At 42.8% G+C, this 15,297-nt stretch carries 7 protein-coding genes and 1 pseudogene; 4 read left to right on the top strand and 4 right to left on the bottom strand.

Annotated elements, in window-relative coordinates; genetic code table 11:
* Positions 1–70: 70 nt before the first annotated feature.
* The 3 genes and pseudogenes from RAM70_RS15695 to hemB form a co-directional block, all read left to right on the top strand.
* Positions 71–208 (top strand): annotated as a pseudogene (locus RAM70_RS15695) (peptide deformylase); the annotation flags it as partial.
* A gap of 402 nt (positions 209–610) precedes the next feature.
* On the top strand, positions 611–1,267 hold the full coding sequence (gene folE / locus RAM70_RS15690) for a GTP cyclohydrolase I FolE (RefSeq protein ID WP_045357386.1): 657 nt from the start codon (positions 611–613) through the stop codon (positions 1,265–1,267).
* Between the two features lie 116 nt (positions 1,268–1,383).
* Positions 1,384–2,364 (top strand): porphobilinogen synthase, encoded by a 981-nt coding sequence (gene hemB / locus RAM70_RS15685; protein WP_190356405.1) that lies wholly within the window; start codon positions 1,384–1,386, stop codon positions 2,362–2,364.
* Here the strand turns inward: hemB and RAM70_RS15680 are convergent.
* Positions 2,361–2,969 carry a chromophore lyase CpcT/CpeT gene (locus tag RAM70_RS15680; RefSeq protein ID WP_312674543.1) on the bottom strand — a complete coding sequence of 203 codons (609 nt, stop codon included), beginning with the start codon at positions 2,967–2,969 and terminating at the stop codon, positions 2,361–2,363. The genes hemB and RAM70_RS15680 overlap by 4 nt on opposite strands.
* Before the next feature lie 77 nt (positions 2,970–3,046).
* Here RAM70_RS15680 and RAM70_RS15675 point away from each other — a divergent pair, with 77 nt between their 5' ends.
* Positions 3,047–5,125, top strand: a complete 2,079-nt coding sequence (locus tag RAM70_RS15675; protein WP_312674541.1) for a thioredoxin domain-containing protein — start codon at positions 3,047–3,049, stop codon at positions 5,123–5,125.
* A gap of 260 nt (positions 5,126–5,385) precedes the next feature.
* Here the strand turns inward: RAM70_RS15675 and RAM70_RS15670 are convergent, their stop codons facing one another.
* The 3 genes from RAM70_RS15670 to RAM70_RS15660 form a co-directional block, all read right to left on the bottom strand.
* A complete protein-coding gene (locus RAM70_RS15670) occupies positions 5,386–7,065 on the bottom strand; it encodes an ArnT family glycosyltransferase (protein ID WP_312674539.1) in 1,680 nt (559 codons plus the stop codon).
* Between the two features lie 175 nt (positions 7,066–7,240).
* On the bottom strand, positions 7,241–13,396 hold the full coding sequence (locus RAM70_RS15665; RefSeq protein WP_312674537.1) for an AAA family ATPase: 6,156 nt from the start codon (positions 13,394–13,396) through the stop codon (positions 7,241–7,243).
* Positions 13,393–15,225: a carotenoid oxygenase family protein gene (locus RAM70_RS15660; RefSeq protein ID WP_312674535.1), complete on the bottom strand. Its 1,833-nt coding sequence runs from the start codon at positions 15,223–15,225 to the stop codon at positions 13,393–13,395. Before RAM70_RS15660 ends, RAM70_RS15665 begins: the two co-directional genes overlap by 4 nt.
* Between the last annotated feature and the right edge of the window lie 72 nt (positions 15,226–15,297).

Raw genomic sequence — 15,297 nt, 5'->3', positions numbered from 1 at the left:
ACCAAGATGGAATTATTAGGGTCGTTGTCAGTTAAAAATATTTGATCGCTCCGATAGTGAGCGATCGTTTTTTGTTTGGGGTATCTTTCAACAGGAATACGATCATCTGGAAGGAATCCTCTTTCTCGATCGCCTTGCTTCTCCGGCGGATTTATACTCGGAGGAAGAATACCAGAAAATCAGTAATATTGCCGAATATAAGCGATAAAATCGCAAAATATCTCTAAATCTTCAAAATAAGTTAAATAACTTAACGGGACTATTTTATCTGGCGACAAAATTTTTGTTAAAATGATAACGATTATCATTCCAGAGAGGACAAATTTGCAAACAAATGAACTACTTGACAAAATAAATTAATCATGCAGTAGAACTCTGCCCTCAATTAACTAGGGAGATACTCAAGACTTTTTCGGTGACTAGGAAAATCAATTTTTCCAGATTTCCGCACGGAGATAACCCCAAAGACGAAGGAATAACCCGATAGCTTTCATTAGTTATCGTCTAGATGTCCAGAAAAATAAATACTCTAGCAAAGGGTATTTATTAACATTGGTAAAATCAGAAAACTTGGCCGATTAATTAACTATTGGAGTCCGTAAAAATATCTATGACCTTAGCTAAGTCCAAAGCAATTTTCGATAATGATGACTACAATCACTTTCCCGAAGTGATTACCGAACCTCAATCGCCGGTATCGGAAGCGGAGATGATGCAAGCGGTACGAACACTGCTGTTAGGATTAGGAGAAGATCCCGATCGCGAAGGTTTACGAGACACTCCCAAACGAGTAGTAAAAGCCCTAAAATTTCTCACTTCTGGTTATCAGCAATCCCTTGATGAATTGCTGAATGGGGCAGTTTTTCATGAGGAGGCTAACGAGATGGTTTTAATCCGAGACATCGATATTTTTAGCTCCTGTGAACACCATATTTTACCAATTATCGGCCGCGCTCATGTTGCCTATATTCCTAATGGGAAAGTGATCGGTTTATCGAAAATTGCCCGCATCTGTGAAATGTACGCCAGACGACTGCAAGTACAGGAACGTTTAACCGCACAAATTGCCGATGCTTTGCAGGGATTACTGCAACCTCAAGGGGTAGCTGTGGTGATTGAAGCGACTCATATGTGTATGGTAATGCGCGGGGTTGAAAAACCCGGTTCTTGGACTTCTACGAGTGCCATGCGCGGTATTTTTGCCGATTCTGCTAAGACTCGTCAAGAGTTTATGAGTTTGATTCGTCATAGTCCCGATTTTCACTAATTAGTCAGGGGGATCGGGATTATTTGATCGTCCTATCCCCAGTTTTTTCCTAAGCAAAAAACCAGAGCCAAGCCAGCTATTTACTGTTTACTTTTTATTTTTAACTCGCTGTTATCATGCTGATTCGTCCCCGTCGTCTTCGTTATACTCCAGCGATTCGCCGTCTTGTTCGTGAAACTGAATTAACCGTTAATGACTTGATTTATCCCCTCTTTATCATGGAGGGAGAAAATCAAAAGGTGGCTATTCCTTCTATGCCCGATTGTTATCGTTATTCCCTCGATTTATTGCTCAAAGAAGTAGTTAATGCTTATAATTTAGGCATTAATGCCATCGCTCTTTTCCCCCTGATTGCCGAAGATAAAAAAGATAATTGCGGCAGAGAAAGTTATAATCCCGATGGTTTAGTGCCAAGGGCGGTGAAAGCGATCAAAAAAGAAGTTCCTGAAATAATTATTATTACCGATGTTGCCCTCGATCCTTTTTCGATTTATGGTCATGATGGTATTGTGGAGGACGGGAAAATTCTCAACGATGAAACCCTAGAAGTTTTAGTGAAAATGTCGCTCTCGCAAGCGGCGGCCGGGGCTAATTTCGTCGCTCCTTCCGATATGATGGATGGTAGGGTTGGGGCGATCCGTCGAGCTTTAGATGCGGCTGGCTATTTAGATGTGGGAATTCTCGCTTATACGGCTAAATATGCCTCTGCTTATTATGGTCCCTTCCGAGATGCTTTAGAATCAGCGCCAAAATTTGGTGATAAGAAAACCTATCAAATGGATGGGGCTAATAGTCGGGAAGCGTTACGGGAAGCCAGTTTAGACATAACAGAAGGGGCAGATATTATTATGGTTAAGCCCGCTCTGGCCTACCTCGATATTATCCGTCGTCTGCGCGATAGTAGCCATCTTCCCGTCGCCGCTTACAACGTCAGTGGTGAATACGCAATGATTAAAGCGGCGGCAAAACAGGGCTGGATTGACGAAAAAAGCCTGATTTTGGAAACTTTAACCAGTATGAAACGAGCGGGGGCCGATTTGATTTTGACCTATTTTGCTCTCGATGTGGCATTAATGAAACAGGAAAGCCGATTTTAGGGTTTTTGCCAGCGAAATTGATAGACATTATCCTGCGCTCCCCATACCTGCTGCCCGCTGCTATCATAACCTCGATCGCTGGTATCCATGCCCTGGGAATGTAGAATAATTGTATTAGTTATTTTCACCGCACCTCTGGCATTAGTGGGACAACCCTGGGGGGGAGTTTCTCCCCGATAACCCTCTGCTATCGGTTTTAAAAACACAGTACACACCGACTCGCCCAAATCTGATACATTTAATTTTCTTTCTGTCAAGTCTTTGTTACAAAAATTAATAAAGTTAGGGGCATTATTTAACTTATAAGCTTTTGATTCCACCGTGGAATTATCGGGGCTAGGTTGAATGACTAAAATTCTTTGACGATAGGGTTGATTTAAGCGATCGATAATTGCCTGTTCCTGATAAAGATAAATATTATCCTGTTTGGGGGAAAAATTCACGGCACAGGTGGTCATTTGCACCTTAGCAATGCGCGGGTTAGTCTGCGCTTGTTGCGTCGTATCCATGACCCCAATTAAATGATTAGCCACCCCTTGCACTTGCGGATTAAGGAGTAAAGATTGAGTGAGAAAAAATCCTAGGGCGATCGAAGTTTTCAGCATGAGCAGAGGCTTGATTCCGGTTAGTCTCTAATTAGCTTAAACTGATAAGCAGCAAGAGCAAAAATTCCCCTTTTCCCATGGCTAATCATCTGGCTGCATCCGAAAGTCTTTACCTGCGAAAACACGCCGAAAACCCGATCGATTGGTGGTATTGGTGTGACAGCGCCCTAGAAATTGCCAGGAGAGAAGATAAACCGATCTTTCTCTCGATCGGTTATTCTAGCTGTCATTGGTGTACGGTTATGGAAGGAGAAGCTTTTTCCGATCAGGCCATTGCCGATTATCTCAATCAGTATTTTTTGCCGATCAAAGTTGATCGCGAGGAAAGACCAGACATCGATAGCATCTATATGCAAGCATTGCAGATGATGGTCGGTCAAGGGGGTTGGCCTTTGAATGTCTTCCTAACACCCGATAGTTTAATTCCCTTCTATGGTGGCACCTATTTTCCCGTGCAACCGCGCTTTAACCGTCCCGGTTTTCTGCAAGTTTTGCAATCGGTACGTCGTTATTATGACGAGGAAAAGGAGAAATTAAGCAAATTCACGGCCGAAATGCTGGGCGCACTGCGTCAATCGGCCATTTTACCGCGAGCAGAGACCAATTTAGCCGATACTTCCCTTTTAGCCACAGGAATCGAGACAAATACGGCGGTGATTCGGGTTAATCCCAATAATTACGGTCGGCCCAGTTTTCCGATGATTCCATATTCTCATCTGGCTTTGCAGGGTAGTCGCTTTGGTGACGATTTTGAGGATTCCCTCCGGCAAGCGGCCTATCAACGGGGGGAAGATCTGGCCCTGGGGGGAATCTATGACCATGTGGGGGGAGGATTCCATCGTTATACGGTGGATTCGACGTGGACGGTTCCCCATTTTGAAAAAATGCTCTACGATAACGGGCAAATTGTCGAATATTTAGCCAATTTGTGGAGTGCGGGTGATCGAGAGGCGGCCTTTGAGAGAGGGATTAAAGGCACGGTTAACTGGCTAAAACGGGAAATGACCGCCCCAGAAGGTTATTTTTATGCGGCCCAAGATGCCGATAGTTTTGAGAAGGCCACGGATGGGGAACCGGAGGAAGGGGCCTTTTATGTCTGGTCGGATCTAGAGTTAAGGGATTATCTCTCGACCGAGGAATTGGGGCTGCTGCAGGCTAATTTTACCGTTACTGCCGAGGGGAATTTTGAGGGTCGTAATGTGCTGCAACGTCGGCAAGGGGGAGAATTAGGGAAGGAGATAGAAAATATGCTCGATAAGTTATTTATTCGGCGTTATGGCAGTTCTCAAGGCCAATTAGCTCTTTTTCCCCCGGCCAGAGACAATCAAGAGGCGAAAAACGTCTCTTGGCCGGGACGGATTCCGGCGGTAACGGATACGAAAATGATCGTCGCTTGGAATAGTTTGATGATTTCCGGTTTAGCCCGGGCTTTTGCCGTCTTTAGCGAACCTTTGTACTGGCAAATGGCTACGGTCGCGGCCGAGTTTATTCTCCAGCATCAGTGGTTAGATGGACGTTTTCAGCGCTTGAATTATCAGGGTCAGGCCTCGGTTTTGGCCCAATCGGAGGATTTTGCCTATTTTATTAAGGCTTTACTGGACTTGCAAACGGCTAATCCCCAAGAAACTCGCTGGTTAGAGGCGGCTATCGATCTACAAGGGGAATTTGATCGCTGGTTTTGGGCCGAGGATGAGGGGGGATATTTTAATACTGCGTCCGATCATAGTCTCGATCTGATCGTGCGAGAACGGGGTTATACGGATAATGCCACCCCTTCGGCCAACGGAATTGCGATCGCTAATTTATTGCGTCTGTCGCGATTGACGGAAAATCTAGAATATCTCGATCGGGCCGAAAAGGCCTTGCAATCTTTTAGTATCATCCTAGAAGAGTCCCCCACCGCTTGCCCCAGTTTATTTGTCGCCCTCGATCACTATCTTCACGGTTTCTGTCTGCGGGCCCCGGAAAGCTCGATCGAGCCGCTGTTAAGTCGCTATTTGCCCACTGCGGTCTATCGAGTCGATGCCAGTTTGCCGCATAGCACATTTGGGTTAATTTGTCAAGGGTTATGCTGCCTTGAACCGGCAGAAAATTTAGAACAGTTAGACCGACAAATTGCCGGGGTGATGGCCGGTCCGTCAATACTGCTCGGTTAGGGATTTTTTCTCTCTCAAGCAGAGAGAAGTGATAAAAAAGCAATTAACGCTTTTTTAATCACCAAGGTTGAGGATTATTGATTATTTTGACCAAAATGGACAGGAATGGAGATAATTTTCTTCTCAATTGTCAAAACGCCCAAACCATCGGTCAAAGCAAGAGAGGCATCGCGGACAGGGTTGTCTCTTTGATCGCCGCCCTCTTAACGTCAAGTGCCGACTCTGTAGCGATTATACTCGATTTGATCTTTATTGAGCGTTTAAGTCCCATTAGTTTTATCTTCAGCAATCTTATGGAGAACAAAAACATTATCTTGCTTTAAAAGCAGCCATCTTGCAAAAGGATAGCGTTTGACTTCTTGATAACCTTCGAGCAATCCAGAAGAAATCATGTAGTCATTACGATTTACCGACCAGTAACTTTTACCCCGCTTCCTCGGATATTTTGGATCGTTTAAATACCAGCTATTAAATTCGTGTCCACCATTAATATATTCAGGAGTAACTCCCTGTTCCATCAAATCATTTAATGCCTGCCACCGAGTTCGATTCCAGGCTAAGTAGTCATGGGTTGCAGCCATAGTAAATCCGCCCCAAATAAAGGTCATTGTCAAGGCAAAAGCAGTTATTTTTTGGCCAATATCTTGCTCGTTAATATAATTATTTGAAATCACTAAAAGCACCATAAATAATGGTAAAAGAAACAAAAGGTAACGATCGAGGGGATAACTTACTCCAAAAAGAAAAATATATATCAATATTGCTGAAAGTATTAGTACTTTTAACCATTTTTCCGATTCTGAAAAAGTTTGAATGATTGCTAAACATAAGTAGTAAAGCAATAAAAGCGCCCCAAGGACACCCATAGCCGTGATTATCAACCAAAATATTTTTAAACCAAGGGAATAGGGGGGATAACTTACCTTCAAGGGATCAGGATATCGAAGTGTGAAAGGACCTAAGCCAAAATAAGCTAGGACATTTCCAATCAATGGCATAGTTTGGCCTCGCCAAATCAATCTACCCATCACGACAACAAAAAAGCTAGATATACTCAAGATCGTTATGGTTTTCTGTCGGCGAGATATTTCTTTTAATTTTTTTACGAAAAAGATCGCTATAATAGGGAAAATAAAACAACCTATGTATATCAGTGAAATCATGATAATGTGGTTGCGAAAATCTAATTGTCGTGTACTTAACACATTCTCTGGTATTACGCGAGTGCGACCGGTAGAATAAAGCCAGTTTTGATAAAATCTATGCAGTAAAATCCCTGAAGAAAATATGACAAAACTAGCAAACAAAAACTTTATTTTAAATCTTTTTTTAAACGAGTATGCCAGGGCAAATGATAAAAGAATCACTATTGCGTACTGGCGAATCAAAATATTGACATAAACTAAGCAAAGACCCAGAATAACTTCACTTATTGATTCCCGCTTCAATCCCCTGATCAGAAAATAGAAAGATAGGATACTTAAAGCCAGAAAAGGAACGTCGGTCATAAAGCTGTTAGCTAATCCAAAGTATAGAGGATTAACCACTACCAGCAAAGCGCCCAACAAAGAGATTTTCTGATTGGCATTAACCTCTCTAAGCAGTCCATAAGTACCAATCGCACCGATTAATCCTAAGGTTAAAGTTGAGAAGCGTAATGCAGTAAATGAAAATCCAAAAGGAAGGCAAAATAAGGCTCCCCAAAAGGCTTGAAAAAATAGGTTAGCATGAGCTGGACTGGGAAAGCTGAAATCACCTTTCTCCAGAATCGATTTTACGGCTAGTCCATAAACCCAGTCATCATTAAGAGGAAAATTACCCAAAGGATTGACGACAATTACCATCACAGTCCATATCGCAATAATTATTAAAATATTGACAATATCAGCTTTTTTGGGATGGCTGAAATAGCTCCAACTTATTACATTGGTTTTGTTCATGGCTCTAATCTTACGAAAGGAAAATAGAAGCGAGCTTCATTTATCTCTGATACGGCCGGGGTTGTCTCTTTCATCGCCGATCTCTCAACGTCAAGTGCCGACTCTGTAGGCATTATACTCGATTTGATCTTTATTGAGCCTTTAAGTCCCCATAATTGCCCCTTAGTGGATATTTCTACAAATTTGAGCTGCAACCCAGCCAATCGAGGTGAAAGATTGCTTGATAGATGGGATTATGGACCCGCAGCCGGCCCTTATCTTTGATCACTAACCCCGATAAAAGTAACTCTTTTTCTGGGGGGCTATCCTCGGCAATCACCTCTTTTTCCCTTAAAATCCGTTCATAGAGTCTCAGGAGCAACTGGGAGCGATGACTGTTGAGGAGCCGATCGCGAATAGTCCGCAGATGTTCCGGTTCATCCTGAGCCTCCCAATTGTCAATGATCTTCTTCTGTACCAAGTCCTCAATCCAGAGGGCCTCACCATTGGGGGGAATCGACGAGGTGGCGGTGCGAATTAACTGACAGAGTTTTTGGGTCAGAAAAGGTTGACCGTTTGTCCAAGCAAAGACTTCTTTTAAGACAGTTTGCGGGTTACTAAATTTCTCGGCCAATCCGCGCAGTAAAGGCTGGGCTTCGTGTTCCTTAAAACCCTCCAATTGAATCGAATGACCGATATTAAAAGGGGTGATTTGGTGGTCGGTAATTAAATCGGAGGGGGTGACAACACCGAAGAAAGCGAAGGTCAAACGCCGATAGAGCGGGTTAAAACCACGCTGGTTATAGCAGGAACGAATCAGGGCAAAAAAGTCATTAACCGCGAAATTTAAGCCTAAAACGCTATCGATTTCATCGATAAAAATCGTGATCGGTTTCGGGGGAGAACCTTCTACTATCCCTACTTCCAGCAATAACACCTCTTCGATAAATTCGCCCAAGCGCTGTACTGCCGAGACATCTTCCCGTTCTTGCCACCAAGCTTTGAGATTGACCCTTTTGAGCAGGCCAAAACGTCGTCCTAACTCGAAGGCTATCCCCTTGTACCATTGGTCGGGAGTGACATTTTCGCTGCCGATACGGGTTAAATCAATGGGAGCGCAACAGATGCCCTCGTGTTGGAGGTGATCGATCATGCGTACCATTAAACTAGACTTACCCATTTGACGGGGATTGAGGACATAGCAAAAATCGCCGCGTTTGAGGGCTTTATAGAGATAACGGTCGGCGGCGCGGACCACGTAGGTGGGGGCATCCATGGGTAAACTGCCCCCCACTTGGTAGTCAAAGGTGCTAGATTCTTCGGTACTTCTGAGCAGTTCATTTTCAAACAGTAATTCTGCTTGGGTGGCCTTGAGAATTTCTAGGGTTTGGCTGAGTTCCAGGGTGCGCTCCTGCACTTTCTGTTCTAGGGTGCGGCTATACTCGGCTAATTCTTCGGTAAAGCGAATCCGTTCCGCTTCCGCCTGTTTTCGTTCGCTAATATCGGTAAAAGCGGTGATCGCATAGATAATTTTTCCTTTTTCGTCAAAAACGGGCGTGGCATACACTCCTAGGGGAATAATCTTCTCTCCTTGGCGAATTTCTATATCATCCACCGTGTTTTTTTCCCCCCTTAAAGCTCGAAAAATCGGATGGTATTCTGTGGGATACAATCGTTCGGTTCCAGCTTGATATAACTGATAGGTTTCCCCCAACTGATTAGCCGTGGTGATATTAACTATCTCTTTTCCCAAAATCTCTTGGGCGGTTTGATTGGCATAATAGGGTTGACTGTCGGCATCGAGGACAAATACCCCCACCGGCATGGCTTCTAAAAATTGCGCTAGTTGTCTCTGTTTAGCTTTGATTTCGGCGTAAAGTTTGGCGTTAGTAATTGCGATCGCCGCTTGGCTGGAGAGCAGTTGCAGCACTTCCAATCTTTCTTGGGTAAAGGCCCCGACGGTGAGATTATTTTCTAGATAGACAATTCCCCGCAGTTGTCCTTGGTCGAGGAGGGGCGAACAGAGCAGCGATTTGGTTTGATGGGTTTTTATATAGGGATCGTTGCTAAAATTGCCCTGATGGGCGGCATCGTTATTAAGAACGGTTTGACCGCTCCGGGCCACATAGTTAATAATTGAGACGGGAAGATGTTCTTCGATGACATTAGATTTAAAGACTGTCACCCGATCTTCCTGCACTGAACCGGAGGCTTCAATCAATAGTTGTCCCCCGCTTTCTAGGATAAGATAGCCCAGCTGCGCCCCGGCATTTTCGATGAGAATTTTCATCAGGGTGGCGAGCAATTGATCTAAAACTATCTCGCTAGAAATGGCTTGGGATGCCTTCATAATCGTGGCTAAATCTAACAGTTCTCCCGCATGACTAACTGAATTTTTTCTGGTGGTAGTTCTCGTGGTTTCGGTCAGGGAATTGGAAGCATAATTATTGACCATTAACTGAGGATAGCGGCTTTCTATATCTTTGACTTTAGCTGTTGCTCCCCAAAGAGAATAGAGATAAGCAGCTTCATTGATGTAGGTTTTGGCAATTTTTACTTTACCCCAATCGAGATAGAATTTCGCCGCTAGTTCGTTAGCCAGTGCCTCTTCATTAATGTATTCATTTTCCTTGGCTTTAGCGATGGCTAGATCGTAGTTTTCTATGGCTTCTAGATAGGATTGCTGTACCCGATCCTTTTCCGCTGCCACTAAATAAAATTTATGGAGATAGTTAGGGGGTGCTTGATTAGCCCATTCCCGTAGCTTTTTCTGATTATTCGTCACCCGTTCTAATACTTGCTGTTTTTGGTCATTGTCCAGATGATTATAACTAGCTAAATGGGCGAGGGAATCATAGAAATTATGCAGAAAAATCAAGAAAGTTGCGGTGGCTCCCCCTAGATATTTTTGGGCTTGATTAGCATTTTCAATGGCTTGTTCGTACTGTCCAAATAGATAACAAAGGTATAATTTATTAACAAATAAAGCACAGAGACCGTAGAGATCGTTAGCCTCTAGATGGTACGGTAACATAACAGTTTCTTGATAGTATTGTCCTTCTAAACGACTGGGATTTTCCGAGCGCCCCAGCAGATTTAAAACTGTTTGACCGTAGATTTTTAGATAGTTGCGGGTGTTTTCTTGTTTGAGCTTAACAAAAGCCAGATCGTAGTTAGCTATTTCTCGGGCTAATTCGGTTAATTCCTGTCCGATAAAGGCGGAATGAAAACAGTAAAGATAGGCGCAGGTTGTTCCGTAGTATAGATCCCCCATTTCTAAACCAGTTTGATAGGAAGATTTTAACAAGGACAGGGAATTTTTAATCGGTTCTTTCCAGATACTAATAGTGGTAGAAAAGACGGCAATTATTTTCGGCATCAGGGCTTTAGCATGAAATTTATCGGCAATGTTTAAAGCCAATTTTCCAAATTGATAACCCGTTTCCCAATCTTCCAAAAGACCACAAAGAATTAAGCCATAATTAACATAAGTAAAAGCCGCTAGATAACTATTGCCGTACTGAATTGATAAGTTAACCTGTTTTGATACTAGGATGGGTAAGAGATGCGGGGCGGCAATAAAAACAGGAGAAAATATGGCACTCGCTATCTTCATTATTGCTAATTTTTCTTCCTGATTTATCGGCGGTAAATTAATTAAGTCTTCGATATTTTTACCCGCTAATTTTTGTCGAGTTTTAGTGAGTTCTTCCTGGATAGCTGATGATTGTAAGGATTCAGGAATCTCGAAATCTAAGCTTTTGAGGACAGATAAGCCAATTTGTACCGCTTTTAGTTCGTGATTTTGGGCGTGATAGGCTTCGATGATGACTTCATAAACTTTTACTTTATCTAGGGTGGTTTTTGCCTGTTTTAACACGATATTAGCCCAGCACTGCATCTGCTCAAAATCCCCACTTAAATAGGCGATTTCTGTGGCTTCAGAATAAATATCTAAAGTCAGTTGATAGTTATTCTTCCAGCTTGCTTTTTTGAGAAGTTTTTGAGCGATTTTAATATATTTTAAGGCTCCAGTTTGGGCATTAGCAGCTTTAGCTTTTTGGGCTGCTAGTAAATTCAAGTTAGCCACTAACTCCCGTTCTTTTTTCTCGCTAATTAGTTGATAACCAAGATTGAGATGATCGACTATTTTAAAAATCTTTTCCGATAATTCGTTAACAGAAGTATGGTGCCAAAGTAGGCGACCAATTTTTAAATGAATTAAAGATTTTTGGCTGTCTTCGATGAGAGCGTAAGCTCCTTGTTGAATGCGGTCATGAGCAAATTTATATTCCTGAATTAGTAATTGTTCATCTAATTCTGAGAGGGGAATAATTAAACCGGCTTCGCTACTATAAGTTAAAATTGGGAAAAGTTCTGGGGGTGATTTTTCAGAGATTACTGCCAGAATATTTAAATTAAATTCTGAGCCAAGACAAGCGGCTAAACTTAAGACTTCTTGGGTTTCGGGAGGCAATTTCTGCATTTTACCCATCATAAATTGAATCAGATTATCGGTACTACCAATCCTTTGAATTTGACCGAGATGCCATTGCCAATAGCCCCTATTATTGTCGCTTTTAGTGGTTGTTTCCTGCTCCAGTTGGAAAAATAGCAAATTTTCCCAGTAGATAGTTTTGAGAAATTCATTGACAAAAAAAGGATTACCGTGGGTTTTTTGCCAGACTAAAGCGGCCAAAGATTGCACATATTCGGGTGAATGATTTAAGGTGTCTGCAATTAACTGATTGACCTGTTCAGGCCCCAGAGGTCTTAAAATAACTTGATTGATAATTATGCCCCCCTGCTCTAATTTATCGAGAGTAGCGGTTAGGGGATGGGTGGAATTAATTTCATTACTGCGATAGGAGCCAATTAAAAATAAATAGTCCATATCGCCATCGAGCATAATTAATTCTATCAACTGGAGACTAGCCAAGTCTGCCCATTGTAAATCATCGAGAAAGATGACTAAGGGGTGTTCCGGGGAAGAAAAGACCCGAATAAAATTTTTAAAGACTAAATTAAAGCGATTTTGAGTAGCGATCGCTCCTAATTGTAACACCTCTGGTTGCGGACCGATAATTAATTCTAGTTGGGGAATCACATCAATAATAACCCGTGCATTCGTCCCCAAAGACTTGAGGAGTTTTTGTCGCCATAGTTCCAGTTGTGGCTGACTTTCCCCCAAAAGTTGCTTGACGAGATGAGTCAAAGCGCTAATCACGGCAGCATAGGGAATATCGCGCTGAAACTGGTCAAATTTACCAGAGATAAAAAAGCCGCGTTTTTCAGTAATTGGCTGATAAATTTCCTTAACTAGGGTGGTTTTACCCATGCCAGAATAACCCGTAACTAGCATCAGTTCGGTGTGAGAGGAGTTTTTATCCGCCGTGGCTACCCGTTGAAAAGCAGTGAGAAGAGTGGCGATTTCTGCCTCCCTGCCGTAGAGTTTTTGGGGAATTTGGAACTGATTGGCTAGATCTTGCCTAGCGATGACAAAATCCTCAATTTTACCCGTTGTTTCTAGTTGTCTTAAACATTCTTCTAAATCTGCCCGAATACCGTAGGCACTTTGGTATCGTTCCTCCGGGGTTTTAGCCATCAGTTTCATGATGATTGCCTCCACCACTGGGGGAATTTCCTCCCTGACGAGACTATTAATCTCCAAAGGTTGTTTAGCCAGATGACAGTGAACTAATTCCAACGCATCTTTAGCCCGAAAAGGTAATTGTCCGGTGAGAAGTTCGTAGAAGCTAACGCCCAAAGAATAAAAATCGCTGCGGTAATCGAGACTGCGATTCATCCGTCCGGTTTGTTCGGGAGAAATATAGGCTAAAGTCCCCTCCAGGACGTTGGGATTTTTTAGCCCCGGATTTTCCCGCCGCAGGACGCTGGCAATGCCAAAATCGATGATTTTAATCTGTCCGGTTTCGGGGTTAAGAACTATATTGGCAGGATTAATATCTTTGTGAATAACCTTGGCGTTGTGAATTTTCTCTAAATTAGCCACTATTCGGAGTGCAAGACTTAAAAAGTCCCTTAAGGCTAGAGTTTTTTTGCCCTCTAGCCATTTTTTTAAGGATATACCCCCGAAATCTTCCAAAATAATCACGGGAGTTCTGCGGTAGGTTTCTAAACCATAGGCTTTAATCGCCCCCTGGAAGTTCAGGCCGCAGATGGTTTTATACTCCTGTTTGTAGTGGGTTAGTTCTTGGGTGGTGGGATATTCTTGCTTGAGGATTTTGAGGATAACCGGTTGATTATCGACGGTGCGAATCGCCCGATAGACTTCTGAGTTAACGCTTTCGTAAACCTGGGCAAGAATGTCGTATCCTTTGAGAACAATCATTTTTTTACTTGGCGATTGTAAACGGCTGCGGGTCTCCCCAAGAAAAATTCTACGGGAACCAAGACAAGACTTCGCAAGGCTGACAGGACTCGATTTACCTGTGAGACGGAAGGACGGGGAGAAGGCAGCACCTGCTCGAAATACTCAGAATGCAAGGTAAAACCAAAGTGAACATCTTCTGGCAAACTCAGTTTAGCAATCGGTCCGTCCTTGAGATTGTCAGGGTTAAATAACCAAGCTTCTAATACTTTGGTCGGGGTTAAAACCGTCGTCAATAGATAGCCCTGTTCTTGGGGAATAAACTGAATGCTATCTAAAATATAGCCATCGGGACAAACATAAAAATCCAGTAGTCCCCCACCTAAATGTGATACATGAGTATCACTGGCATTTTTTTCTTGCCTAATCTGTTCAGTTAACTGATTCCAATCTTTATCGAAGGGAACCTTGGCTAATACCGAGGGCAAGTCATGACAGGGAAGTTCGGCATCCCTGAGGATGCGATTACTCTGGTCGCGACAATCCATATACTGACGACGACAGATTAATTCACGCACATAACCGAGATAAATTTGATAAATGGCACTGTATCCCTGTTCCGATTCCCGCGGGTCGGCGGTGTAGAGACTGGTACAGAACCAACCCGGATGGATGAAAGCTTGTTCGCTCATCACCCTGGCATCTTCGATAACCACTTTGCGCAGCACTCCGGGGTCAAAGGAAAACATCCAGGGGATGCCGTGGTATTCGGGGGGATAACTCTGACCGGTAAAATGTTGGATATCGTCTTTTTCGATCGCTTCGGTTAAACTAATAGTGGCATTTTGGATGGCCACAATCTGAATTTCACCGTTGGTACTATGGTAATTACAAAGGAAGTGATAACTGTCGCCATTGAAGGTAATTAATCGCGAGGGAACGGTGGTTTCTTCTTCCTTGAGGTCTTGACGTTTAACCAGATAAATTTGAGTTTTTGGATAGGTTTCTTCAGGCTTAATTCTGATACCTAATAGTTTGGCTACTCCCATCTGAAAAGGCATATCGGGAATCATGATATAATCTTCGGTGACGATGACCGAATGGGGACTACCATCGAGGATAGTTCCCTGTAGTTTCCAGGGTTTAAGTTGTTTTTGTTGATCCCAAAGAACAATATACACGGATTTATCTAAATCTTTTAACATACCTCCTGATACAAGTTTTAGCTTTAATTCACAGGTGATAAATTCTTGGGTCTTTTTGTCGTAGAAGGGGTGAGCGGTATTTTCTAGGACTGGGAAAAAAGATAAAGGCACGGAAACAAGATGTTGGTCAAAATAACCAATCGGAGTGATAGTATCCAGGGAAACGGGGTCCACTTCCCAGTAACGTCCCGCATCGGCAGTGAGAATTAATCTGGTTTCTTCTAGTTGTTTATCTTCGGAAACTTTTTCTAGTTTAACCATAGCAGTATTCGCTATTTCCGAAGAACCTAAAATGCTGACCACGGCGGGAAAAGTGGCTTGACTAATATTAAATATCGGTAAAACTTTTCGCCAAAAACTATCCCAAGTTTTTAGTTTTTTACTGTAAACTTTAACTTGATTATTTTTCCCTTGCAAGTCCCATTTAATAATTACACCTTCACCAGAGAACAAATGACGGTCATTTTTTCTATGAAAAGGACAGACGATAAAAACGTATCCCGACAGATTTTCCGGCCAATGTCCCTCAGTAATTGTGGCGACTGCCTTATATAAATTGTTCTCATCCGGCCGACCGAGTTGCGAGCGACTAAAATTACTAACGTTGACAGTATTTTGGACAGTATCTTTGATTGACATATTCATAAGTAGGGTTTGCGGCAAAAAGTTTGTTGGTGGGGTTAGTAGCCAGTCGTCGGTCGTCAGGAGATAGGAGTC

It is taken from the genome of Microcystis wesenbergii NRERC-220 (assembly GCF_032027425.1).
Classification (GTDB): Bacteria; Cyanobacteriota; Cyanobacteriia; order Cyanobacteriales; family Microcystaceae; genus Microcystis; species Microcystis wesenbergii_A.
Note: the sequence above shows the minus strand (reverse complement) of the source record. Positions and strands in the feature narration are given on the sequence as shown.